This window comes from Paraburkholderia sp. J41 (assembly GCF_905220235.1).
Classification (GTDB): Bacteria; Pseudomonadota; Gammaproteobacteria; order Burkholderiales; family Burkholderiaceae; genus Paraburkholderia.
Genome location: NZ_CAJMZE010000017.1, coordinates 56703 through 79209, shown reverse-complemented (window position 1 = coordinate 79209; position 22507 = coordinate 56703). Strand labels below are relative to the sequence as shown.

Genomic DNA, 22507 nt, shown 5'->3' with positions numbered 1-22507 from the left:
GTCTACCTACTGCGCGCCGACGAGCCGATAACCCACGCCCGTTTCGGTGACGATGTGCTCGGGCTGCGCGGGGTCGCGTTCGAGCTTTTGCCGCAGATGCGCCATGTAGATGCGCAGATAGTGGCTGCTCTCCACATGCGACGGCCCCCACACCTCGCGCAGCAATTGCCGGTGCGTGAGCACGCGCCCGGCATCGCGCACGAGCGTGGCGAGCAGACGGTATTCGATCGGCGTGAGATGCACGGGCGCGCCTTCGCGCGTGACCCGGCGCAAACCCAGATCGACGCTCACCGCGCCGAAGCTCACGAGCGGCGCCTCGGTCGCGTTGCTGCGATTGCGCCGCCGCAACTGCGCACGGATGCGCGCGAGCAATTCCGACACCCCGAACGGCTTGGTGAGGTAATCGTCGGCGCCGGCGTCGAGCGCGGCCACTTTCTCGGTTTCCTGCGTGCGCGCGGAAAGCACGATCACGGGCAAGTCGCTCCAGCCGCGCAGTTCGCGGATCACGTCGAGGCCGTCGGTGTCGGGCAAACCGAGATCGACGATCACGAGATCGGGCTTGCGCGTGGCCGCCTCCACGAGCCCCTGCTTGCCGGTTTCGGCGTCGTGTACCACCATGCCCTCGCCTTCGAGCGAGGCGCGCACGAAACGGCGAATCTGCTTTTCGTCTTCGATCAGGACGACGGAGACGCTCGGATCACTCATGAATGTGTTTGGGATCGGCGGGTTGAGCGGCAGGTTGAGTGGCAGGTTCCGCGGCGGCGCGGCGCTCCGCGCCGACATCGACATCGACATCGACATCGGAAGCGGAAGCGGCTTGCGCTGCGGCATCGGCATCGGCCTCCAGATCGGCGGCGTCGCTCGGCAACGGCGGCGGCGGCTCGACGGGCAGCGTGAACCAGAACGACACGCCCTGCACGCGGCCGTCGGCCGTCACGCGATTGGCCGCGCCGATTGTACCGCCGTGCGCCTCCACGATCGCGCGGCAGATCGCGAGCCCGAGCCCGATGCCCGGTTTCGCCGACTCCTTCTCGCCGCGCGTGAACTTCTCGAACACGCGCTCGCCCATGCCGGGCGGCAAGCCGGGCCCGTTGTCGTCGATCGACACGCGCACGCGCGGCGCGCCGTCCGCCGCCTCCACGCGCCGCGCCGCGATGGTCAGCGGCGTGTCGGCGGGCGTGTATTTGGCCGCGTTTTCGAGCAGGTTCGCGAACAGGCGCTCCATCAGCACGGCGTCGAGTTGCAGCAGCGGCAGCCCCGCTTCCAGATTCACGCGCACCGGATGACGCGCGAGCACGCGGCGGCACGCGGCCAGCGCCGCGCCCACGGTTTCCTCCAGCAGCGTCCACTGGCGGTTGAGCTTGAGGCTGCCCGCCTGAAGGCGCGCCATGTCCAGCAGATTCGTGACGATGCCGGTCATGCGCAGCGCCTCGTCGTGGATCGCCTCGATCAGTTCGCTCTCGCGCGGGTCGCGCGCGTCGGCGGGCTCGTGCGTTTGCGCGAGCATCGACGAAAACCCGACGATCGACGTGAGCGGCGTGCGCAAGTCGTGCGAAATGGCCGAAAGCAGCGAGTTGCGCAGGCGCTCGGACTCCATGCTGACGAGCGCGTCGCGCGCGATGTCGACGTAATGCACGCGTTCGAGCGCGAGCGCGATCTGCGCGGCGAACGCGTCGAGCATGCGCTGCTGCTCGGGCACCCGAAGCTCGCCCGCGTCGCGCGGAATCACGGCCAGCACGCCGCGCGTGCGCATGGGCGCCTTGAGCGGCAGGTAGCGCGCGGCGGCGGCGGGCAGCGTGTCGGTGCCGCGTCCGGCCGGCTTTTGCTGGTCGTAGACCCACTGGCCGACGTCCACGTCGAGACTCGCCGCGTCGAGCATGATCTGCGGATCGGGCTCCTCCACTTTCTGCTGGACCTTGTCGGCGCTATCGGGCAGCAACAGCGCCACGCGCGCGCCGAACACCTCGCTCACGTGCCGGCTGCCGATCGCGACGATCTGCTCGGTGGTGAGCGCCGCGGCCAGTTCGCGCGCCATCGCGTACATCGCGCCGGTGCGCTGCTCGCGGCGGTGCGCGACGCTCGCTTCGCGGCGCAGGCTCGACGTGAGATGGCTGATGACGAGCGACGTGAGCAGCATGCCGACGAACGTGAGCAGATATTGCGTGTCCGTGACCGACAGCGACATGCGCGGCGGCACGAAGAAAAAGTCGAAGGCCGCCACGCTCGCGAACGAGAGCATCACGCCGGGACCGCGCCCGAGCTTGACCGCCGCGAAAATCACGCCGAGCAGATACAGCATGACGAGATTCGCGAGATCGATGCGGTCGATCAACTGGCTCGCCACGACCGTCACGCAGGCGCAGATCACGAGCGCCGCCGCATAAGCGCGCGGCGGCGAACGCTGCGCGCCGCCCGCCGCGAGCGCGTCGCGCCAGGCGCCGGCCGCCCGCGCGGCGGCATGGGGCGCGCGAGACTCGCCGGCGCGGGCGGCGCCTTCGTTCGCCCGCACGAGCGTGAGGTCGATATCGCCGGCCTTCGCGGCCAGACGCTCGACGAACGGGCGCTTGAGCCAGCGCGAAAAACCCGCGCGCACCGCCCCGCCCGCGACCAGCTTCGACACGTTGCGCAGCCGCGCATAGCCGACCAGCGTGGCGGCGGCGTCATCGCCCGCGAGCGTGGCCGTTTCCGCGCCCAGTTCGGAGGCGAGCTTGAGTGCGCCGAGCGTGCGCTCGCGAATCGCGTCGGGCAGGCGCTGGAGCCTGGGCGTTTCCACGTACACGGCAATCCAGTCGGCCCGCAGGCTGGCCGCGAGCCGCGCCGCCGCGCGCACGAGCGCATGGGCCTCGCCGCCCGGCCCCACGCACACGAGCAAACGCTCGCGCGCCTGCCACACGCGCTGGATGGAGCGGTCGGCGCGATATTCGCGCATCTGCGCGTCCACGCGGTCGGCGGTGCGACGCAGCGCGAGTTCGCGCAGCGCGATCAGGTTGCCCTTGCGAAAGAAGTTGCGCACCGCGCGCTCGGCCTGCGCGGGCAGATACACCTTGCCGTCGCGCATGCGGTCGAGCAGTTCCTCGGCCGGCAGATCGACGAGCGTCACTTCGTCGGCGTGATCGAACACGCGGTCGGGCACGGTTTCCATCACCCGGATGCCGGTGATTTGCCCGACCACGTCGTTGAGACTTTCGAGGTGCTGCACGTTGACGGTCGTGTACACGTCGATGCCCGCGTCGAGCAGTTCGACCACGTCCTGCCAGCGTTTCAGGTGGCGCGCGCCCGGCACGTTCGAGTGCGCCAGTTCGTCGACGAGCATCAACTGCGGCTTGCGCGCGAGCGCCGCGTCGAGATCGAATTCGTCGATCCGCCGCCCGCGATAGGCGAGGCGCTGGCGCGGCAGCACGTCGAGCCCTTGCGTGAGCGCGGCGGTTTCGCCGCGCCCGTGCGTTTCGACGATACCGACCGCGACGTCCACGCCGTCGTCCGCGAGCCGGCGCGCGGCCTGCAACATCGCATAGGTCTTGCCGACGCCCGCCGAAGCGCCGAAGAAAATCTTCAGCTTGCCGCGGCGGCGCTTTTCCTCGTCGCGTTGCAGACGGTCGAGCAGTTCGTCGGGATCGGGGCGATTCATGCGGGGTCGATGGATTTGCGCGGATTGAAAAAAGCGCCACGAGCGATCGTCTCACCGTGGCGCGCAATTGGCAAACAGGCTGTGAAAAGGCTCGTAAAACCGCCGCGAAACCGCAGCTGGACCGCGCGCGGTCATCGGGTGCCGCGCGCCGTCATCGGATACCGCGCGCGGTATGCGTCATGGCCGCATCAGCTCGCGGCTTTGCCGTCGAGCGCGAGATTGAGTTCGAGCACGTTCACGCGCGGCTCGCCGAACACGCCGAACTGGCGGCCTTTCGTGTAGCGGTCCACGAGCGCCTGCACGTCGTTCGCGTTCATGTGCCGCGCCTGCGCCACGCGCGCGACCTGATAAGCGGCGGCGGCCGGCGAAATCTCGGGATCGAGACCGCTGCCCGACGAGGTGACGAGATCGGCGGGAACCGGCTGCGAGACATCGGTGCCCGCGGCCTTGAGCGCGGCGATACGGCCTTTCACCTCGTCGGCGAGCGCGGGGTTGGTCGGCCCGAAATTCGAGCCCGACGAGCCCTGCGCGTTGTACGGCATCGGCGAGGTCGCCGAGAGGCGGCCCCAGAAGTAGCGCGGCGCGTCGAACTGCTGGCCGATCAGCGCGCTGCCCACGACCTTGCCGTCCGCTTCCAGGAGGCTGCCGTTGGCCTCGCGATGGAACACCGCCTGGCCGAACGCCGTCATCACGCCCGGATACACGAGCCCCGTGACGACCGTGAGCACGGCGAAGATCACGATCAAGGGGCGAATCTGCGATTTCATTTCGAAGTCCTTATATTCCGTGGAGGCCTTGAACGGCTTAGACCCAGCCGAACGCCGCGAGCACCATGTCGATCAGCTTGATGCCCGCGAAGGGCACGAGAATGCCGCCGAGACCGTAGATCAGCAGATTGCGGCGCAGCAGGACCGCGGCGCCGAGCGGCCGGTACTTCACGCCCTTGAGCGCGAGCGGAATCAGCAGCACGATGATGAGCGCGTTGAAGATCACCGCCGAAAGGATCGCCGACGCGGGCGTGGCGAGATGCATCACGTTGAGCGCGTTCAGTTGCGGATAGGTCGTGGCGAACGCGGCCGGAATGATCGCGAAGTATTTGGCGACGTCGTTGGCGATGGAAAACGTCGTGAGCGAGCCGCGCGTCATGAGCATCTGCTTGCCGATCTCGACGATCTCGATGAGCTTGGTCGGGTTCGAATCGAGATCGACCATGTTGCCCGCTTCCTTCGCCGCCTGCGTGCCCGTGTTCATCGCCACGGCCACGTCGGCTTGCGCGAGCGCGGGCGCGTCGTTGGTGCCGTCGCCCGTCATCGCCACGAGCTTGCCTTGCGCCTGATGTTCGCGAATGGTCGCGAGCTTGGTTTCGGGCGTGGCCTGGGCGAGAAAGTCGTCCACGCCGGCTTCGGCGGCGATCGCGGCGGCGGTCAGGCGGTTGTCGCCCGTCACCATCACGGTCTTGATGCCCATCTTGCGCAGCTCGGCGAAGCGCTCCTTGATGCCGCCCTTCACCACGTCCTTCAGTTCGATCACGCCCAGCACGCGCGCCGCGCCGTCGTGCTTCTCGGCGACCACGAGCGGCGTGCTGCCGCGCCGCGCCACGTCGTCCACGGCATGGCTCACGTCGGCCGGGAAGCGGCCGCCGTTGGCTTCGACGTAGTTTTTCACGGCGTCGGCGGCGCCCTTGCGGATTTCGCGATCGGCGAGGTCCACGCCGCTCATGCGCGTTTGCGCGCTGAACGCGAGGAAAGTCGCCTGCAACGCGTGCATGTCGCGCTGGCGAATGTTGAAGCGCTGCTTGGCGAGCACGACGATGCTGCGGCCTTCGGGCGTTTCGTCCGCGAGCGACGAGAGCTGCGCGGCGTCGGCGAGCGCTTCTTCCGTCACGCCGGGCGCGGCCACGAACTGCGACGCCTGGCGGTTGCCGAGCGTGATCGTGCCGGTCTTGTCGAGCAGCAGCACGTCCACGTCGCCGGCGGCTTCCACGGCGCGGCCCGACGTGGCGATCACGTTGGCCTGCATCATGCGGCTCGTGCCCGCCACGCCGATGGCCGAGAGCAGGCCGCCGATCGTCGTGGGAATCAGGCACACGAGCAGCGCCGTGAGCGCCGTGATCGTCACCACGTGGCCCATCTTCGCCGCTTCCACCGAGAACATGGAGAACGGCAGCAGCGTGGCCGTGGCCAGCAGCAGCACGATCGTGAGCGCGACGAGCAGAATGGTCAGCGCGATCTCGTTGGGCGTTTTCTGGCGCTTCGCGCCTTCGACCATCGCGATCATCCGGTCGAGGAACGCCTCGCCGGGGTTCGCCGTCACGCGCACCACGATCCAGTCGGAGAGCACGCGCGTGCCGCCCGTCACCGAGGAAAAATCGCCGCCCGACTCGCGGATCACCGGCGCCGATTCGCCCGTGATCGCCGATTCGTCCACCGAGGCCACGCCTTCGATCACCTCGCCGTCGGCGGGAATCGTGTCGCCGGTTTCGACCAGCACCACGTCGCCGCGCCGCAAGTCGGAGGCCGTCATGATGCGGATGGGCGCCTTCGGATGCGGCTCGTTGAGCTTCTTCGCCATCACGTCCTTCTTCGCCTGGCGCAGCGAAGCGGCCTGCGCCTTCGAGCGCCCTTCCGCGAGCGCTTCGGCGAAGTTCGCGAACAGCACCGTGAACCACAGCCACAGCGCGACCGCGAGGATGAAGCCCGCGGGCGCCTCGGCCTGGCCCGCGAGCGCCGCGACCCAGAGGATCGACGTGAGCACGCTGCCCACGTAGACGCAGAACATCACCGGGTTGCGCAACTGCGTGCGCGGATTGAGTTTGCGGAACGCGTCGACGACGGCCGGCCGCACCAGCGCCGGATCGAACATCGAACGCGTCGCACTATGCTGGTTCATTTTCATTTCGCTCATGTTGCGAGGTTCCCCGTTCAATGCACGCCCATCATGATCAGATGCTCCACGCCGGGCCCGAGCGCGAGCGCGGGCACATACGTGAGCGCACCGACCAGCAGCACCGTGCCGAGCAGCAGCACGACGAACAGCGGGCCGTGCGTGGGCAGCGTGCCGCCCGTCACCGCAATGCGCTTTTTCGCCGCGAGCGAACCCGCGATGGCGAGCACCGGCACGATGGTGCCGAAGCGGCCGAACCACATCGCGACGCCGAGCAACCAGTTGTAGAACGGCGTGCTCACGGTGAGGCCCGCGAACGCGCTGCCGTTGTTGTTCGCGGCCGAACTGAACGCGTAGAGGATTTCGGAGAAGCCGTGCGCGCCGGGGTTCGCGATGCCGGCCTTGCCCGCGTCGGCGAGCACGGCGATGGAGGCGCCCACGAGCACGAGCAGCGGCGTGAGCAGCACGACGATCGACACCATCTTCATCTCGAACGACTCGATCTTCTTGCCCACGTATTCGGGCGTGCGGCCGATCATGAGCCCCGCCACGAACACCGCGAGCAACGCGAACACCAGCATGCCGTAGAGCCCCGATCCCACGCCGCCGAAGATGACTTCGCCGAGCTGGATGAAAAGCATCGGCACGAGGCCGCCGAGCGGCGTGAGCGAGTCGTGCATCGCATTGACGGCGCCGCACGAAGCCGCCGTCGTCGTGACGACGAAGAGGCCCGTTTGCGCGATGCCGAAGCGCGTTTCCTTGCCTTCCATGTTGCCGCCCGCCTGCAAGGCGCTCGCGTGCTGGTCGACGTCGAGCGAGGCGTAGAGCGGATTGCCCGCCTGCTCGGCCGACAGCTCGCAGCCCACGGCCACCGCGAACGCGATGGTCATGACCGCGAGCACGGCGACGCCCTGCCGCCGATCGCCCACGACGCTCCCGAACACCAGGCACAGCGCCGCGGGAATGATCAGGATCGCTAACATCTGGACGGTGTTGGAGAACGGCGTCGGGTTTTCGAACGGATGCGCGGAATTCGCGTTGAAGAAGCCGCCGCCGTTGGTGCCGAGCATCTTGATCGCTTCCTGCGAGGCGACCGGCCCCATTCCGACCGTTTGCGACGTGACCTTCGTTTCCACGGTGACGGCATTGCCCTGCGCGTCCTTCACGGCATTGCCCTGGGCGTCGAGCCTGGGCGCCGCATAGGTCGTGGTTTGCAGAACGGGCACGTCCTCGTAGGCCTTGAAGTTCTGGATCACGCCCTGGCTCATGAACAGCGCCGCGACGATCGCCGACATCGGCACGAGAATGTAGAGCGTGGTGCGCGTGAGATCGACCCAGAAGTTGCCGATGGTCTGCGCGGAATGGCGCGCGAAGCCGCGTATCAGCGCCATCACCACGACAATGCCCGTGGCCGCCGAAAGGAAGTTTTGCACCGTGAGGCCGAGCATCTGCGTGAGATAGCTGACCGTTTGCTCCGGCGAATAGTCCTGCCAGTTCGTGTTGGTGACGAAGCTCACGGCGGTGTTGAACGCGCCGTCCGCCGTCATCGCGCCGAATTGCTGCGGATTGCCGGGCAACCAGCCTTGCACGCGCAGCAGCAGATAGAGCGCGCCGACGCCCAGCACGTTGAACGAAAGGGTGGCGAACGCATAACGTTTCCAGTCCATCTCGGCCTGCGGATCGACGCCGGCCACGCGATACAGGAGGTTTTCCACGGGCGCGAAAAGACGCACGACGCGCGAGCGCCCGTCGAGCACGCGCGCGATATAACCCGCGACAGGCACCGCCAGCGCGAGCAGAACGACGAGGAAGATCCCCGTTTGCAGCAGATTGTTGGCGTTCATTCGATATCCTCCGCGCGCAGCAGCGCATGGACGAGATAGACGAACAGCAACGCCGTCGCCGCGCCGGCCAGCCACAGAATCCAGTTCATGAGCGCGCTCCCCGGTCGCCGCGGCGCAACTGCATCAGCTTCGCGCAGCCCGCGATCAATGCGTAGGTGAGCGCCGCGAATACCGCCAGGCCCCCGATATACAGCACATCCATTGTCGTTTTCTCCATTCACGGACGGATGGCTGAACGGTAAGCGTTATCGCGTTAATACCGGATTAAAGGTTTCGAGGCATGTATAAAAATCGTGTAAACGCACGACGAAGGCGGTCGAAGCGCGCGCGGCGGTGCGTTGCGGCGCGGCCCGATTTCGCCGCACCATCCCAAAAATATCGCCTATATTATCGGTGCCCCGCGCACGCTTTCCCACGGCTCTCCACGCCATGCCGACTTCACGCATCCATCTCTGCATCTTGCAGCCCGCCGGGCACGTACACGCGCTCGGATTCATCGATCAGGCGAGATTTTTCCGCTATCAGTTTCGCCGGCTGGGCGCCGAGGTCAGCATCGGCAAGAATCGCCTGCGGCACGATGCGATCAATTTTGTTTTCGGCAGTCATGCCGGCTTCGACGAATCGCTCAAGGCACGCTTTCGCTGCGTGTTCGTGAATCTGGAGCAACTGGGCGCGGGCGGCGCCGCCGTCGCGCCGGCGTATCTGCATCTGCTCGCCACGTCGGCCGTGGTCGATTACGACAGCGCCAATGTGCAGGCCTACCGAGGCGCCGACCTTACCGCCAACCTCACCGCCGGCCACGGCGCCGGCCGCAGCGCCGACGTCCCGCTCGTCTCGTTCGGCCACGCGCCGTATCTGCATGACGAACACGTTTTGCCGCTGGAGCAGCGCCCCATCGACGTGCTGTTCTACGGTTCCACGAACGAACGCCGCCTGCAACTGTTGCGGCAGATCGAAGCCACCGGCTGCAAGGTCGGCATGCTGAAGTTCGGCATCTTCGGCCCCGAGCGCGACGAGGAAATCCGCCGTGCGAAAGCCGTCTTCAACTGCCACTTCTACGACACCGCGCGTTTCGAGCAGGCGCGGGCGTTTCAGTGCCTCTCGCTCGGCACGCCGATGGTCAGCGAACGCACGCCGTTCACCACGTCGCCCGCCCAATTCGACGACAGCGTGTTCTGGGTGGAGACGGAGCACATCCAGTCGTTCTTTGCAAAAGAATTCGGCGCGGCGGATTTCACCGCTCGGGCGCGCGAAAAACTCGCGGCCTTTTCCGCGCACGACGTGCTCGACCAATACGCGGCCGTGCTCGACCATGCGCGCAATTACTTCGGAAACCGAACGATTTCGTCCGCGCCGTGGCAGCCCGAGCGGCTGCATATCGGCTCCGGCAGGCAATATATGCCCGGCTGGTTCAACGTCGACATTCTCGCGCAAGCCGAACCCGACGCCCTGCTCGATCTCTCGCAGCCGCTCGAACTGCCCGCTCGCATCGAGAGCCCGATGCTCGGGCCGGTCGAACTGCGCGCCGGATCGCTCGACTTCGTCTACGCGAACAATGTGCTCGAACACGTGGGCGATCTGCCGCGCCTGATGACGAACTGCCTGCATCTCCTGCGCGAAGGCGGCCAGATGCTGATCGAAGTGCCGTACGAAAAGTCGCTGGGCGCATGGCAAGATCCCACGCACGTGCGCGCCTTCAACGAGAACTCGTGGACCTACTACGCGCAATGGTTCTGGTATCTCGGCTGGTTCGAAGCACGCTTCGAGATGGTGTCGTTCGACTACCTCGACGAGAAACTCGCGGTCTGCGCGCGCGAGGCGGCGCACTTCATGCGCGTGTGCTTGCAAAAAGTGGCGACGACGGCGGAGGAACGCTCGACCGCGCGTTCGGTGCGCGCCGACTTCGGCGGTCTGCCCGACGACGAAATCGCCTGATCCCGCCGGCAAGCGATGCGGCCGCGACCGGGCGGGCGCATCGCACGCGCGTCACTTACGGCAGCAGAATGGTCGATCCGGTCGTCTTGCGCGCTTCGAGATCGGCGTGCGCCTGCCCCACGTCCTGCAACGCATAGCGCTGATTGATCGACGTCTTCACCTTGCCCGAGGCCACGACCTCGAACAGCTCGGCCGCGTTCTCTTCGTAGACGGCGCGCTTCGCGATATACGTAAATAGCGTGGGCCGCGTGAAAAACAGCGAGCCGCGCCCCGCGAACTCCGACGAGTCGATCGGCGGCAAGGGTCCCGACGCATTGCCGAAGCTCACGAACATGCCGAGCGGCGCGAGGCAGTCGAGCGACTTCGTGAAGGTGTCCTTGCCGATCGAGTCGTACACCACGGGCACGCCCGCGCCGTGCGTGATCTCGCGCACGCGCGCCGTGAAGTCCTCGCGGTTGTAGTTGACCGGATAGTCGCAGCCATGCGCCTTCGCCACCGCGGCTTTCTCGTCGGAGCCCACGGTGCCGATCACGGTCGCGCCCAGCGCCTTCGCCCACTGGCACACGAGCAGGCCCACGCCGCCCGCGGCCGCCTGGATCAGGATCGTGTCGCCGGGTTGCACGCGGTAGGTGCGGCGCAACAGATACTGCGCGGTCAGACCTTGCAGCATGATCGACGCGGCCGCTTCGTCGCTGATGGCGTCCGGCAGCTTGATGAGCTGGTCGGCGCGCAGCACGCGCTCCTGCGCATACGCGCCTGGCGGTCGCGCCACGTACGCCACGCGGTCGCCGGCCTTGAGCGAGGTGACGCCCGCGCCCACCGCCGCCACCTCGCCCGCCGCCTCCATGCCAAGCCCGGCCGGCAACGCCTGCGGATACAGCCCGGTGCGGAAATACACGTCGATATAGTTCAGCCCGCACGCGGTCTGGCGCACGCGCACCTCGCCCTCGCCCGGATCGCCCACTTCGACGTCCACCCACTTCATCACCTCGGGACCGCCGGTCTTGTCGTATCGGATTGCCTTCATCATGTCTCCTTGCTTCGCAATGCGGGTTGGCGCGCAGCGGCCTCGCGGCCCGCGCGGGAATGCGGCGCTCAGATCACGGCTTGCTGACGCAGCGTAAGCACCTCGAGAATCATGCGCGCCGTGGAAATATTGGTCGCGCACGGAATGTCGTGTACGTCGCAGGCGCGCACGAGCGCGTTGATGTCGGGTTCGTGCGGCTGCGGCGTCATCGGGTCGCGCAGGAAAATCACCACGTCGAGGTTGCCTTCGGCAAGGCGCGCGCCGATCTGGAGGTCGCCGCCGTGCGGCCCCGAGAGCATGCGCTCGATCTTCAGCCCGTGCGCGGCCTCGATGCGCGAGCCCGTCGTGCCGGTGGCAATCAGTTCGCATTGGCGCAACGTATCGACGTATTCGCCGGCCAGCTTGACGATGTCGTCCTTCTTGTGGTCGTGCGCGATCAATGCGACGCGGGTTGGCATGGTGGTCTCCGTAGAATGGGTTGCGATGAATCGTTCGGCAATGCGCGGGCTAGAACGTGCCCGGAAAGGCGCCGCCGTCGATCAGCCAGTTCTGCCCGGTGATGTAGCCCGCATGCACGCTGCAAAGGAACGCGCAGGCGCGGCCGAATTCGTCGGGCGTGCCGAGGCGTCGCGCCGGAATCGACTTGAGGCGGCGCGCGCGCACTTCGTCCTGCGTGAGGTTCGACGCCTTCGCCTGCGCGGCGACGGTGTCGCGAATGCGGTCGGTGTCGAACGTGCCGGGCAGCAGATTGTTGATCGTCACGCCGGTGGACGCCACCTGGCGCGCCACGCCCGCGACGAAGCCCGTGAGCCCCGAGCGTGCGCCATTCGAAAGCCCGAGCACGTCGATCGGCGCTTTCACGGACGAACTCGTGATGTTGACGATGCGCCCGAAGCCGCGCGCCGACATGGCGTCGATGGTGGCCTGGATCAGCGCGATCGGCGTGAGCATGTTGGCTTCGAGCGCGGCGATCCACGCTTCGTGCGTGTAGCCGCGGAAGTCGCCCGGCGGCGGGCCGCCCGCGTTGTTTACGAGAATGTCCGGCGACGGGCACGCGGCCAGCGCGGCGGCGCGGCCCGCTTCGGTGGTGATGTCGCAGGCCACGGCCTTGACCTCGACGCCCGTGCTCGCACGAATCGACGCGGCGGTTTCCTCCAGCGTCTGCGCGGTGCGCGCGACGATCGTCACGTTGACGCCTTCGGCGGCGAGCGCCTCGGCGCAGCCGCGCCCCAGGCCCTTGCTGGCCGCGCAGACCAGCGCGGTGCGTCCTGCGATACCCATGTCCATCGCGTGTTGTCCTGTGGTGAATGTGGTTTGCCGGGAACGGCGAGAGCGGCGCCGGCTTGCCGGCCGGGAAATGCCGACGGGCCGGCCAGAAACGCCGAACGGCAATCCAGGCGAGATTCCCGGAACGAACGCTCGCGCCCCCATATGTTCGCGATTCTAGAAGAATCGCGCGCGCCGCGCCGGGCGAGACTTCGGCGCTCGCGGCCGGGTTCACGTCCCGCCGCCGCGCGGTTTCGTTCCGGTTTCGTTGCGGTTTCGTTCCGGTTTCGTTGCGGTTTCGCTCCGGTTTGGCTTCGGTTTCGTTGCAGTTTCGTTCGGTTTGGCTCCGGTTTCCGCCGGGTGCGCCCCGTTGTGGTTCGCCGCCGCTCCATCGCCGCCTCAAACGGCGTGCCGTTACCGGTATACTTGCGCGTGTAGCGCGGCCCGGCGCTTTCGCGCATCCTTCCCGGTGCCGCAGCCGGGCCGCGCCGCCGTCACCGCGCGGTCCGGGCTAGGTTCCAGCCCGCGCGGCGGCGCGACCGATTTCCCGAATTCCTTGCAGCCTTGTGCGCCCCGCCATGAAACAGGACAGCCGTTTCCCGAATCTTTTCATCCTCGATCACCCGCTGATCCAGCACAAGCTCAGCCACATGCGCGACCGCGACACGTCCACGCGCACGTTCCGCGAGCTGCTGCGCGAAATCACGCTGCTGATGGGCTACGAAATCACGCGCGATCTGCCGATGGCCACGCGCCGCGTGCAAACGCCGCTCGTCGAGATCGACGCGCCCGTGATCGCCGGCAAGAAGCTCGCGATCGTGCCCGTTCTGCGCGCGGGCGTGGGCATGTCGGACGGCCTGCTGGAACTCGTGCCGTCGGCGCGCGTGGGCCATATCGGCGTGTATCGCGCGGAGGATCATCGCCCGGTCGAATATCTCGTGCGCCTGCCCGATCTCGAAGACCGCACCTTCATCCTCTGCGATCCGATGGTCGCGACGGGCTACTCCGCCGCGCACGCCATCGACGTGCTCAAGCGCCGCGGCGTGCCGGGCGAGCGCATCCTGTTCCTCGCGCTCGTGGCCGCGCCCGAAGGCGTCGAAGTGTTCCAGACCGCGCACCCCGATGTGAAACTCTTCGTCGCCTCGCTCGATTCGCATCTGAACGACCACGCCTACATCATTCCGGGTCTCGGCGACGCCGGCGACCGTCTGTTCGGCACGAAAAACTGAGGCCGGGACGGCAGCGCGGCGCGCCGTGCGCCGCCCGCCCGCGCTCTCAGCCACGCTGTCAGCCACGCTTTCGTCCACGATCTTTCCCGCGCGCTCCGGCGCTTTTTCCCTTCCTTGCGCGGCGCGATGCGCATTGGCTGCATTCCGCAAAGCGCCGGAAATGCGCGCGAACCCTGCCGAAATTACGCGTTTCGCCGCGTTCTCTCGCGTAGGCGGGCGAAGCCGGACCGTCCCGGCGTGATAAAATTCAGATCCTCCTGAACGAGCGTCCCGGCACCGGCCCGAACAGGGCAGGCCAGACGAACAGGCAGCCTCAATGCCGCATGCGGCCGATTGCAGGCGCCGCGCCCGTCGTGCCCCGCACGTTCCGGCACTGCCGCGCCGTGCGTGCGCCGCAGCCGGGCGGTTCGCGCGTAGCGGGCCGGCGTTCAGGCAAGGCTTGCGCCACGGAACACGGCAGCACCCGGCAGGGCACGCCGGCTCGCGCGCCGCGCACACCGCGCGATGCGGCGCCTGCACGCGAGAACCGCGCCCCGCAAGCGCAACGACAACAGCACACTGGTTACTGCACGCGCCCGCGCGCGTGCCACGGAGAAAGGTATGGCGGGTCATTCGAAATGGGCCAACATCAAACACAAGAAAGCCGCTGCTGATGCCAAGCGCGGCAAGGTCTGGACGCGGCTCATCAAGGAAATCCAGGTCGCGGCGCGTATGGGCGGCGGCGACGCCGACACGAACCCGCGTCTGCGTCTGGCCGTCGACAAGGCCTACGACGCCAACATGCCCAAGGACAACATCAACCGCGCGATCCAGCGCGGCGTGGGCGGCGTCGACGGCGCGAACTACGAGGAAATCCGCTACGAAGGCTACGGCATCGGCGGCGCGGCCGTGATCGTCGACACCATGACGGACAACCGCACCCGCACCGTCGCCGAAGTGCGCCACGCGTTCTCGAAGTTCGGCGGCAACATGGGCACGGACGGCTCGGTCGCGTTCATGTTCGATCACGTCGGCCAGTTCGTGTTCGCGCCGGGCACCTCCGAGGACGAGCTGATGAACGCCGCGCTCGAAGCGGGCGCCGACGACGTCGTGACCAACGACGACGGCTCGATCGAAGTGGTCTGCCCGCCGTTCGAATTCCCGAAGGTGAAGGCCGCGCTCGAAGCCGCGGGCTTCAAGGCGGAAATGGCCGAAGTGACCATGAAGCCGCAAAGCGAAGTGGAATTCACCGGCGACGACGCCGTGAAGATGCAAAAGCTGCTCGACGCGCTCGAGAACCTGGACGACGTCCAGGACGTGTACACCAACGCGTCGATCGCCGGCGAATAAGCTCCGGCGTGGCCGCGCAGGCCCAGGCGATTTTCACGGCCGGCCAACCGGGCTCAAGCGCCCTGCGCGGCGCGCCGGCCACAACTGTTTCTGGTTCAGGTCTTTCGGGGATTCACATGAAGTTACTCGTCGTCGGTTCTGGCGGCCGCGAACATGCGCTGGCATGGAAGCTCGCGCAGGCGCAGCGCGTTCAGCGCGTCTACGTCGCACCCGGCAACGGCGGCACCGCGCAGGACGAGCGGCTCGCCAATGTCGACATCACGGACATCAATGCGCTGGCCGATTTCGCCGAGCGCGAGCAGATCGCGCTCACCGTGGTGGGCCCGGAAGCGCCGCTCGCGGCGGGCATCGTCAACGTGTTCCGCTCGCGCGGCCTGAAGGTGTTCGGCCCGACGAAGGAAGCCGCGCAGCTCGAAAGCTCGAAGGACTTCGCCAAGGCGTTCATGAAGCGCCACAACATCCCGACCGCCGCCTACGAAACGTTCGCGGACGCCGCGGCCGCGCACGCCTACGTCGAGCAAAACGGCGCGCCCATCGTCATCAAGGCCGACGGGCTGGCCGCCGGCAAGGGCGTGGTGGTGGCGATGTCGCTGGAAGAGGCGCATCAGGCCATCGACATGATGCTCGCCGACAACAAGCTCGGCGACGCCGGCGCACGCGTCGTGATCGAGGAATTCCTCGCGGGCGAGGAAGCCAGCTTCATCGTGATGGTCGACGGCAAGCACGTGCTCGCGCTGGCCTCGAGCCAGGATCACAAGCGCCTGCAAGACGCCGATCAGGGCCCGAACACGGGCGGCATGGGCGCCTACTCGCCCGCGCCCATCGTCACGCCGCAACTGCACGCGCGCGTGATGCGCGAAATCATCCTGCCGACGGTCGCGGGCATGGAGAAGGAAGGCATCCGCTATACGGGCTTCCTCTACGCGGGCCTGATGATCGACGCGCAAGGCAACCCGAAAACGCTCGAATTCAACTGCCGCATGGGCGACCCGGAAACGCAGCCGATCATGGCGCGCCTGAAGGGCGACTTCTCGAAGGTCGTGGAGCACGCCATCGCCGGCACGCTCAACCAGATCGAACTGGAATGGGACCGCCGCACGGCGCTGGGCGTGGTGCTGGCCGCGTACAACTACCCGGACACGCCGCGCAAGGGCGACCGCATCAGCGACATTCCCGCGGAAACGGCCGATTCGGTCACGTTCCACGCGGGCACGCAAATCGTCGACGGCAAGCTCGTGACCTCGGGCGGCCGCGTGCTGTGCGTGGTCGGTCTCGCCGATTCGGTGCGCAGCGCGCAGAACGTGGCGTACGAAACGGTGAACCGCATTTCGTTCGACGGCATGCAGTATCGCCACGACATCGGCTACCGCGCCGCCGGGCGCAAGCAGTAAGACGGCACACGCGCGGCGCGCCAGTCCGGCGTCATGCCGGGCCGCGCGCCGCGCGGTTTTTTTGAGCGCGCGAGTTGCGGCGGTGTGCGAGGTGCGGCGATGCGCGGTGCGCGCTGCCGTGCGGCGGCGGCCGCAGTCGTCGGCGAGGTGCTGGCGAGTCGTCGGCGAGGTACTGGCGCGGCGATGTCGCGGCGATGTCGCTGTGGCATTGGCGCCCGGCCATCGGGATGATCGCCGCCGCGCCAGAACCGCGCCGCGCGCCGGCCCGCGCCTTTCGGCATCCGCCGAATGCCGTACCGCGCAGCGGCGGACGCCGTGCCGATCGGCGCTACACTGCCGCTTACGGCGTTGCGCAGCCATGACCGCGCCCGAAACGCGCCATGAAAAGCACCGCGAACGCACCGTCCGCGCGCCATGAACGCAACCGGGCGCAACGAGCGCGCCGCAACGTTTTCCCCGTGACCCATCGCGTCGCCGGAACCGGACTTCGAGCCGGACCCGCGCCGCCAGCAATCAGCGATGACCGATAACCGATTTAGCGAACCCGCCGGCGCATCCGCCAGCACCGCGAACGGCGCGACGGCCGACAGCGCCGCCGTGCGCGCATGGCTCGCGGGCCTGCAAACGCAGATCGCCGACACGCTCGGCGCCTTCGACGGCACGCCGTTCGCCGCCGACCACTGGCAGCGCCCGCCCGGCGAAAAGCTGCGCGGCGGCGGCTGCACGCGCATCCTCGAAAACGGCGGGTTCTTCGAGCGCGGCGGCATCGGCTTCTCCGACGTGCAGGGCGACGCCCTGCCGCCCTCGGCCACGGCCGCGCGCGCGCAGCTCGCCGGGCGCGGCTTCGAGGCGATGGGCGTCTCGCTCGTGCTGCATCCGCGCAATCCGTATTGCCCGACCGTTCACATGAACGTGCGCCTGCTGCTCGCGACCAAGGCGGGCGAAGCGCCCGTGTTCTGGTTCGGCGGGGGCATGGATCTCACGCCCTACTACGGTTTCGAGGAAGACGCGCGGCACTTTCACCGCGTTTGCCGCGATGCGCTCGCGCCCACCGGCGCGGGCCTCTACCCGCGCTTCAAGCAGTGGTGCGACGACTACTTCTTCCTCAAGCACCGCAACGAGGCGCGCGGCGTGGGCGGCATCTTCTTCGACGACTACGCCGAAGGCGGCTTCGACGCGGCCTTCGCGATGGTCAAGCGCGTGGGCGAAGGCTTTCTCGCCGCCTATCTGCCGATCATCGAAAAACGCCGCGACATGCCCTACGGCGAAGCCGAGCGCGAATTCCAGGCGTACCGGCGCGGCCGTTATGTCGAATTCAATCTGGTCTGGGACCGCGGCACGCATTTCGGCCTGCAAAGCGGCGGCCGCACCGAGTCGATCCTGATGTCGATGCCGCCCGGCGCGACCTGGCGCTACGACTGGCAACCGCAGCCGGGCACGCCCGAAGCGCGACTGTACAGCGACTTCCTGCCCGTGCGCGAGTGGATCTGACACCGTGACGCCTTCCTTCGCCGCACCGCAAAACGCATCGCAACCCGCACCGCAACAGGCATCGCAACCCGCGTTGCCGCGCCGCGTCGGGCTGCTCGGCGGCACCTTCGATCCGATCCACGAGGGCCACCTCGCGCTCGCGCGCCGCCTCGCGGGCGTGCTGGGTCTGAACGAGCTGATCCTGCTGCCCGCCGGCCAGCCGTGGCAGAAGCCGGGCGTGACCGCCGCCGAGCATCGTCTCGCGATGACGCGCGCGGCAGCCGCCTCGCTCGCGCTGCCGGGCGTGAGGGTGAGCGTGGACGCCGACGAAATCGAGCACGACGGCCCGACTTACACGGTGGAAACGCTGCGCCGCTGGCGCGAGAAAAGCGCGAGCAACGGCGGCGCGGCGCTCACGCTGCTGATGGGCGCCGATCAATTGCTGCATCTCGATTCCTGGCACGCATGGCGCGCGCTGTTCGACCTCGCGCATCTGGGCGTGGCGAGCCGTCCCGGTTTCGATTTCGCCACATTGCCGCCCGCCGTGGCCGCCGAAGTCGCGGCGCGGCGCGCGCCGGCCGCCACGCTGGCCGCGACGCCGCACGGCCATCTGCTGATCGACGAAACGCTCGCGCTCGACGTTTCGGCCACTGCAATCCGCCGCGCGCTGCCCGCCTGCGTGGCCGCGCGGCAACGTTCCGGCACAGCCGCCGACCAGCTTCCCGCGGCCGTGTGGGACTATATCCTTCAACATCATCTCTATTTGCAGCACGGGTAAACATGGACATTCGCAAACTCCAACGCGTCATCGTCGACGCGCTCGAAGACGTCAAGGCACAGGACATCAAGGTCTTCAACACGAGTCATCTGACCGAACTGTTCGACCGCGTGATCGTCGCGAGCGGCACCTCGAACCGTCAGACCAAGGCGCTCGCCTCCAGCGTGCGCGAGAGCGTCAAGGAAGCCGGCGGCGACATCGTCAGCACGGAAGGCGAGGACATCGGCGAATGGGTGCTCGTGGATTGCGGCGACGCCGTGGTACACATCCTCCAGCCCGCGCTGCGCCAGTACTACAACCTCGAGGAAATCTGGGGCGACAAGCCGGTGCGCGTGAAGCTCGCGGGCAATACCGGGTTCGCGGGCGCGCGCCCGAGCGAGCCGCTCGACGACGAGGACAACGAGGACGAAGAAGAAGCCGCGCCGGCCGCGAAGAAAACGGCCCGCAAGACCGCCGCGCGCAAGAGCGCGAAGTAAGCGGCCGCGTCACGAGCTTCGTTCAGCACGATGAAACTGCATATCGTCGCCGTCGGCCACAAGATGCCGGACTGGATCGCCGAGGGCTTCGAGGAATACGCGAAGCGCATGCCGCCGGAGCTGCGCATCGAATTGCGCGAAGTGAAGCCGGAGCAGCGCTCCTCGGGGCGCCCGGCCGAAAGCGTGATGGCGGCCGAGCGCACGCGCATCGAGGCCGCGCTGCCGAAGAACGCGCGCATCGTCGCGCTCGACGAGCGCGGCAAGGACTGGACCACGATGCAGCTCGCCAAAACGCTGCCGCTCTGGCAGCAGGACGGCCGCGACGTGGCGTTCCTGATCGGCGGCGCGGACGGGCTCGATCCCGAGCTGAAGTCGCGCGCCGACACGCTGCTGCGCCTGTCCTCCCTCACGCTGCCGCATGCGATGGTGCGCGTGCTGCTCGCCGAGCAGCTTTACCGCGCCTGGACCATCACGCAGAATCACCCCTATCATCGCGTTTGAAAGGCTTTTCAAACGCGCTTAACGTGTCCGAAGCGCGTAGCGCGCGCGGCCGGCGCGCGGTGCGGGCGCGGCACGCGCAGGCACCGCGCAGGCCGGCCGTTCCGCCGATGCCGTTCGTGCTGCCGACATCGACGATATTGACGACGTCGCCGCGGCGGACGATAGCGGCTCCATGCGCGTTGACGCCGTCGCCCATAGCGCCGATGCCGCGCCGCACGCGCCGTCGGCTTTTCGTGGACGTGCGCGCGCCTGCGTGCAAATTCGCGCCGCCCCGCACGAATCCGCGCGCGAGCAGCACGCCCCATTTCCGATCGACCCAACCCGCCCAAGACGCTCCGATGCCCACTTCCGCGCCCTATCCGTTCGTCTATCTCGCCTCGCAAAGCCCGCGCCGCCAGGAATTGCTGCAACAACTCGGCGTGCGCTTCGAACTGCTGCTGCCGCGCCCCGACGAAGACGCCGAAGCGCTCGAAACCGTGTTGCCCGGCGAGCGCGCCGACGTCTACGTGGAGCGCGTATGCGCCGCGAAAGCCGATGCGGCGCGCGCGCGCCTCGTCGCCGGTTCGCATGCGCATGCGCCGATCCTCACCGCGGACACCACGGTCTCCATCGACGGCCATATTCTCGGCAAGCCGCAAGACGCCGCCGACGCCTACGCAATGCTCGAACGCCTCGCCGGCCGCGAGCACGAGGTGTTCACGGCGGTCGCCGTCGTCAACGCCGAAGGCGTCTGCCTGCCCATTGCGCTCTCGCGCTCGCGCGTGCGCTTCGCGCCGGTGCTGCCCGCGGCGCTCGCGCGCTACGTCGCGAGCGGCGAGCCGCTCGGCAAGGCCGGCGCGTATGGCATCCAGGGCCGCGCGGCGGAATTCGTGGAGCGAATCGACGGGTCCTATTCGGGTATCATGGGTTTGCCATTGTTCGAAACGGCCGCCCTCCTGCGCGCCGCGGGCATCGACTTCCAATAAGACCATGAACGAAGAAATCCTGATCAACGTCACGCCGCAGGAGACGCGCGTCGCATTGGTCCAGCAGGGCGCCGTGCAGGAGCTTCACGTCGAGCGCACGCTCTCGCGCGGGCGCGTCGGCAACGTCTATCTCGGCAAGGTCGTGCGCGTGCTGCCCGGCATGCAGTCGGCGTTCATCGACATCGGGCTCGAACGCGCCGCGTTCCTGCACGTCGCCGATATCTGGCATCCGCGCATTGCGGGCGAAACGCACGCCAACGTTCACCATCAGCCGATCGAAAAGACCGTGTTCGAAGGGCAAACGCTCATGGTGCAGGTCGTGAAAGACCCCATCGGCACCAAGGGCGCGCGGCTTTCCACGCAGGTGAGCATCGCCGGGCGCACGCTCGTGTATCTGCCGCAGGAGCCGCACATCGGCATCTCGCAGAAGATCGAAAGCGAAGCCGAGCGCGAAGCGGTGCGCGCGCGTCTCACGGCCGTGCTGCCCGCCGACGAGAAAGGCGGCTACATCGTGCGCACGATCGCCGAGGACGCCACGAGCGAGGAACTCGCCGCCGACGTCGCGTACCTGCGCAAGACGTGGGCGACGATTCTCGCGCAAGGCCAGCGCATGCCCGCGACCAGCCTGCTCTATCAAGACCTCAATCTCGCGCAGCGCGTGCTGCGCGATTTCGTCAACGACGAAACCTCCCGCATTCAGGTGGACTCGCGCGAAACCTTCCAGAAGCTCAGCGAATTCGCCGCCGAATTCACGCCGGCCGTCTCGCCGAAGCTGCATCACTACTCGGGCGAGCGGCCGCTGTTCGATCTCTACAACATCGAAGCCGAAATCCAGCGCGCGCTCTCGCGCCGCGTGGATCTCAAGTCGGGCGGCTATCTCGTGATCGACCAGACCGAGGCGATGACCACGATCGACGTGAACACGGGCGGCTACGTGGGCGCGCGCAACTTCGACGACACGATCTTCAAGACCAATCTCGAAGCGGCGCACACCATCGCGCGCCAGTTGCGCCTGCGCAATCTGGGCGGCGTGATCATCATCGACTTCATCGACATGGAGAACGTCGAGCACCGCGACCAGGTGCTCGGCGAACTCAAGAAGGCGCTCTCGCGCGACCGCACGCGCGTAACCGTGAACGGCTTTTCGCAACTCGGGCTCGTGGAAATGACGCGCAAGCGCACGCGCGAGTCGCTCGCGCACGTGCTGTGCGAGCCCTGCCCCACGTGTCTCGGCAAGGGTCAGGTGAAAACGCCGCGCACCGTTTGCTACGACGTGCTGCGCGAAATCCTGCGCGAGTCGCGCCAGTTCAATCCGCGCGAGTTTCGCGTGGTGGCGTCGCAGCAGGTCATCGACCTGTTTCTGGAGGAGGAGTCGCAGCATCTGGCCATGCTGATCGATTTCATCGGCAAGCCGGTTTCGTTGCAGGTCGAGTCGAATCTGAGTCAGGAGCAGTACGACATCGTGCTGATGTAAGGATTTTTCGCTCTCACGGAATATCAGCCCGGATCACAAAGCGCCCGGAAACCCCCACCAGACGGGATCTTTGTTTCAGGCGGAATCATTGAGTATCATTCACGATCAGGGCATCGCGCCTCAAATGGGTAGCTAGATGACGGATTTGCCGTCAACGCCTACTGTGCGCTCGACATGCTACGTTTCTGGCTCAACGGCGACCTGCCGTTGCCCCCCGAATACGAGCCGGTGCTCCCGCTTCTCGCAAAGCCGTTCGGTACGCCTGAGACCACGCAACTCTGCGAGGCCGAACCGCCCGACTGAGAATCCAC

Annotated in this window: 21 protein-coding genes; 10 read left to right on the top strand and 11 right to left on the bottom strand. The window is 67.4% G+C overall.

The genetic code is table 11. The features are described 5' to 3' along the window. Positions 1-6: 6 nt before the first annotated feature. From kdpE to U5805_RS18720, 7 genes are all read right to left on the bottom strand, one after another. Entirely contained in the window at positions 7-705 is a 699-nt protein-coding gene (kdpE, locus tag U5805_RS18750) for a two-component system response regulator KdpE (RefSeq protein WP_322104994.1), read from the bottom strand. Further along, on the bottom strand, positions 698-3628 hold the full coding sequence (locus U5805_RS18745) for a DUF4118 domain-containing protein (RefSeq protein WP_322104993.1): 2931 nt from the start codon (positions 3626-3628) through the stop codon (positions 698-700). Before U5805_RS18745 ends, kdpE begins: the two co-directional genes overlap by 8 nt. A 188-nt stretch (positions 3629-3816) precedes the next feature. Beyond that, complete coding sequence (kdpC, locus tag U5805_RS18740; protein ID WP_322104992.1) at positions 3817-4395, bottom strand: potassium-transporting ATPase subunit KdpC; 579 nt, start codon at positions 4393-4395, stop codon at positions 3817-3819. Positions 4396-4432: 37 nt separating this feature from the next. Continuing rightward, positions 4433-6517: a potassium-transporting ATPase subunit KdpB gene (gene kdpB / locus U5805_RS18735; protein WP_322105056.1), complete on the bottom strand. Its 2085-nt coding sequence runs from the start codon at positions 6515-6517 to the stop codon at positions 4433-4435. A gap of 32 nt (positions 6518-6549) precedes the next feature. After that, positions 6550-8355 carry a potassium-transporting ATPase subunit KdpA gene (gene kdpA, locus U5805_RS18730; protein WP_322104991.1) on the bottom strand — a complete coding sequence of 602 codons (1806 nt, stop codon included), beginning with the start codon at positions 8353-8355 and terminating at the stop codon, positions 6550-6552. After that, a complete protein-coding gene (locus tag U5805_RS18725) occupies positions 8352-8444 on the bottom strand; it encodes a potassium-transporting ATPase subunit F (RefSeq protein ID WP_322104990.1) in 93 nt (30 codons plus the stop codon). Before U5805_RS18725 ends, kdpA begins: the two co-directional genes overlap by 4 nt. Further along, positions 8441-8557, bottom strand: coding sequence for a potassium ABC transporter ATPase (locus U5805_RS18720; protein WP_322104989.1), 117 nt, complete (start codon positions 8555-8557; stop codon positions 8441-8443). The genes U5805_RS18725 and U5805_RS18720 overlap by 4 nt, the downstream gene beginning before the upstream one ends. 227 nt (positions 8558-8784) lie before the next feature. On the opposite strand from U5805_RS18720, the gene U5805_RS18715 reads away from it, so the two are divergent. After that, positions 8785-10290: a class I SAM-dependent methyltransferase gene (locus tag U5805_RS18715; protein ID WP_322104988.1), complete on the top strand. Its 1506-nt coding sequence runs from the start codon at positions 8785-8787 to the stop codon at positions 10288-10290. A gap of 55 nt (positions 10291-10345) precedes the next feature. Here the strand turns inward: U5805_RS18715 and U5805_RS18710 are convergent, their stop codons facing one another. The 3 genes from U5805_RS18710 to U5805_RS18700 all read right to left on the bottom strand — a co-directional run bounded on the left by U5805_RS18710 (position 10346) and on the right by U5805_RS18700 (position 12604). Then, entirely contained in the window at positions 10346-11320 is a 975-nt protein-coding gene (locus U5805_RS18710; RefSeq protein ID WP_322104987.1) for a quinone oxidoreductase, read from the bottom strand. A 65-nt stretch (positions 11321-11385) separates the two neighbouring features. Next, a complete protein-coding gene (locus U5805_RS18705) occupies positions 11386-11775 on the bottom strand; it encodes a methylglyoxal synthase (protein ID WP_322104986.1) in 390 nt (129 codons plus the stop codon). Between the two features lie 49 nt (positions 11776-11824). Continuing rightward, a complete protein-coding gene (locus tag U5805_RS18700) occupies positions 11825-12604 on the bottom strand; it encodes an SDR family oxidoreductase (RefSeq protein ID WP_322104985.1) in 780 nt (259 codons plus the stop codon). A gap of 557 nt (positions 12605-13161) precedes the next feature. Here U5805_RS18700 and upp point away from each other — a divergent pair. The 7 genes from upp to rlmH all read left to right on the top strand — a co-directional run bounded on the left by upp (position 13162) and on the right by rlmH (position 19757). Continuing rightward, positions 13162-13812 (top strand): uracil phosphoribosyltransferase, encoded by a 651-nt coding sequence (gene upp / locus U5805_RS18695; RefSeq protein WP_322104984.1) that lies wholly within the window; start codon positions 13162-13164, stop codon positions 13810-13812. 600 nt (positions 13813-14412) lie between these two features. Beyond that, positions 14413-15141 carry a YebC/PmpR family DNA-binding transcriptional regulator gene (locus U5805_RS18690; protein ID WP_322104983.1) on the top strand — a complete coding sequence of 243 codons (729 nt, stop codon included), beginning with the start codon at positions 14413-14415 and terminating at the stop codon, positions 15139-15141. A 116-nt stretch (positions 15142-15257) separates the two neighbouring features. Next, positions 15258-16532, top strand: coding sequence for a phosphoribosylamine--glycine ligase (purD, locus tag U5805_RS18685; protein WP_322104982.1), 1275 nt, complete (start codon positions 15258-15260; stop codon positions 16530-16532). Positions 16533-17051: 519 nt separating this feature from the next. Further along, positions 17052-18023, top strand: coding sequence for an oxygen-dependent coproporphyrinogen oxidase (gene hemF, locus U5805_RS18680; protein WP_322104981.1), 972 nt, complete (start codon positions 17052-17054; stop codon positions 18021-18023). Between the two features lie 4 nt (positions 18024-18027). Beyond that, the gene (locus U5805_RS18675) at positions 18028-18780 is read left to right on the top strand and encodes a nicotinate-nucleotide adenylyltransferase (RefSeq protein ID WP_322104980.1); all 753 of its coding nucleotides are present in this window, start codon (positions 18028-18030) and stop codon (positions 18778-18780) included. A 2-nt stretch (positions 18781-18782) separates the two neighbouring features. Continuing rightward, entirely contained in the window at positions 18783-19256 is a 474-nt protein-coding gene (gene rsfS / locus U5805_RS18670) for a ribosome silencing factor (protein WP_322104979.1), read from the top strand. Between the two features lie 30 nt (positions 19257-19286). Further along, entirely contained in the window at positions 19287-19757 is a 471-nt protein-coding gene (gene rlmH / locus U5805_RS18665; RefSeq protein WP_322104978.1) for a 23S rRNA (pseudouridine(1915)-N(3))-methyltransferase RlmH, read from the top strand. On the opposite strand, the gene U5805_RS18660 is transcribed toward rlmH, so the two are convergent. Further along, positions 19726-20055, bottom strand: coding sequence for a hypothetical protein (locus tag U5805_RS18660; protein ID WP_322104977.1), 330 nt, complete (start codon positions 20053-20055; stop codon positions 19726-19728). The genes rlmH and U5805_RS18660 overlap by 32 nt on opposite strands. 40 nt (positions 20056-20095) lie before the next feature. On the opposite strand from U5805_RS18660, the gene U5805_RS18655 reads away from it, so the two are divergent. Together U5805_RS18655 and rng are read left to right on the top strand one after the other, a co-directional pair. After that, positions 20096-20722 (top strand): Maf family protein, encoded by a 627-nt coding sequence (locus U5805_RS18655; protein WP_322104976.1) that lies wholly within the window; start codon positions 20096-20098, stop codon positions 20720-20722. A 4-nt stretch (positions 20723-20726) separates the two neighbouring features. Beyond that, positions 20727-22196: a ribonuclease G gene (rng, locus tag U5805_RS18650; RefSeq protein WP_322104975.1), complete on the top strand. Its 1470-nt coding sequence runs from the start codon at positions 20727-20729 to the stop codon at positions 22194-22196. The last annotated feature ends 311 nt before the right edge of the window (positions 22197-22507 follow it).

Bases quoted from the DNA above. Each gene is read 5' to 3' on its own strand.
- upp (WP_322104984.1), top strand. From the start codon at position 13,162: ATGAAACAGGACAGCCGTTTCCCGAATCTTTTCATCCTCGATCACCCG.
- kdpB (WP_322105056.1), bottom strand. From the start codon at position 6,517: ATGAACCAGCATAGTGCGACGCGTTCGATGTTCGATCCGGCGCTGGTG.
- hemF (WP_322104981.1), top strand. From the start codon at position 17,052: ATGACCGATAACCGATTTAGCGAACCCGCCGGCGCATCCGCCAGCACC.
- U5805_RS18700 (WP_322104985.1), bottom strand. From the start codon at position 12,604: ATGGACATGGGTATCGCAGGACGCACCGCGCTGGTCTGCGCGGCCAGC.
- U5805_RS18690 (WP_322104983.1), top strand. From the start codon at position 14,413: ATGGCGGGTCATTCGAAATGGGCCAACATCAAACACAAGAAAGCCGCT.
- kdpA (WP_322104991.1), bottom strand. From the start codon at position 8,355: ATGAACGCCAACAATCTGCTGCAAACGGGGATCTTCCTCGTCGTTCTG.
- kdpC (WP_322104992.1), bottom strand. From the start codon at position 4,395: ATGAAATCGCAGATTCGCCCCTTGATCGTGATCTTCGCCGTGCTCACG.
- U5805_RS18710 (WP_322104987.1), bottom strand. From the start codon at position 11,320: ATGATGAAGGCAATCCGATACGACAAGACCGGCGGTCCCGAGGTGATG.
- U5805_RS18725 (WP_322104990.1), bottom strand. From the start codon at position 8,444: ATGAACTGGATTCTGTGGCTGGCCGGCGCGGCGACGGCGTTGCTGTTC.
- U5805_RS18745 (WP_322104993.1), bottom strand. From the start codon at position 3,628: ATGAATCGCCCCGATCCCGACGAACTGCTCGACCGTCTGCAACGCGAC.
- rsfS (WP_322104979.1), top strand. From the start codon at position 18,783: ATGGACATTCGCAAACTCCAACGCGTCATCGTCGACGCGCTCGAAGAC.
- purD (WP_322104982.1), top strand. From the start codon at position 15,258: ATGAAGTTACTCGTCGTCGGTTCTGGCGGCCGCGAACATGCGCTGGCA.
- rng (WP_322104975.1), top strand. From the start codon at position 20,727: ATGAACGAAGAAATCCTGATCAACGTCACGCCGCAGGAGACGCGCGTC.
- U5805_RS18715 (WP_322104988.1), top strand. From the start codon at position 8,785: ATGCCGACTTCACGCATCCATCTCTGCATCTTGCAGCCCGCCGGGCAC.
- rlmH (WP_322104978.1), top strand. From the start codon at position 19,287: ATGAAACTGCATATCGTCGCCGTCGGCCACAAGATGCCGGACTGGATC.
- U5805_RS18655 (WP_322104976.1), top strand. From the start codon at position 20,096: ATGCCCACTTCCGCGCCCTATCCGTTCGTCTATCTCGCCTCGCAAAGC.
- kdpE (WP_322104994.1), bottom strand. From the start codon at position 705: ATGAGTGATCCGAGCGTCTCCGTCGTCCTGATCGAAGACGAAAAGCAG.
- U5805_RS18705 (WP_322104986.1), bottom strand. From the start codon at position 11,775: ATGCCAACCCGCGTCGCATTGATCGCGCACGACCACAAGAAGGACGAC.
- U5805_RS18720 (WP_322104989.1), bottom strand. From the start codon at position 8,557: ATGGATGTGCTGTATATCGGGGGCCTGGCGGTATTCGCGGCGCTCACC.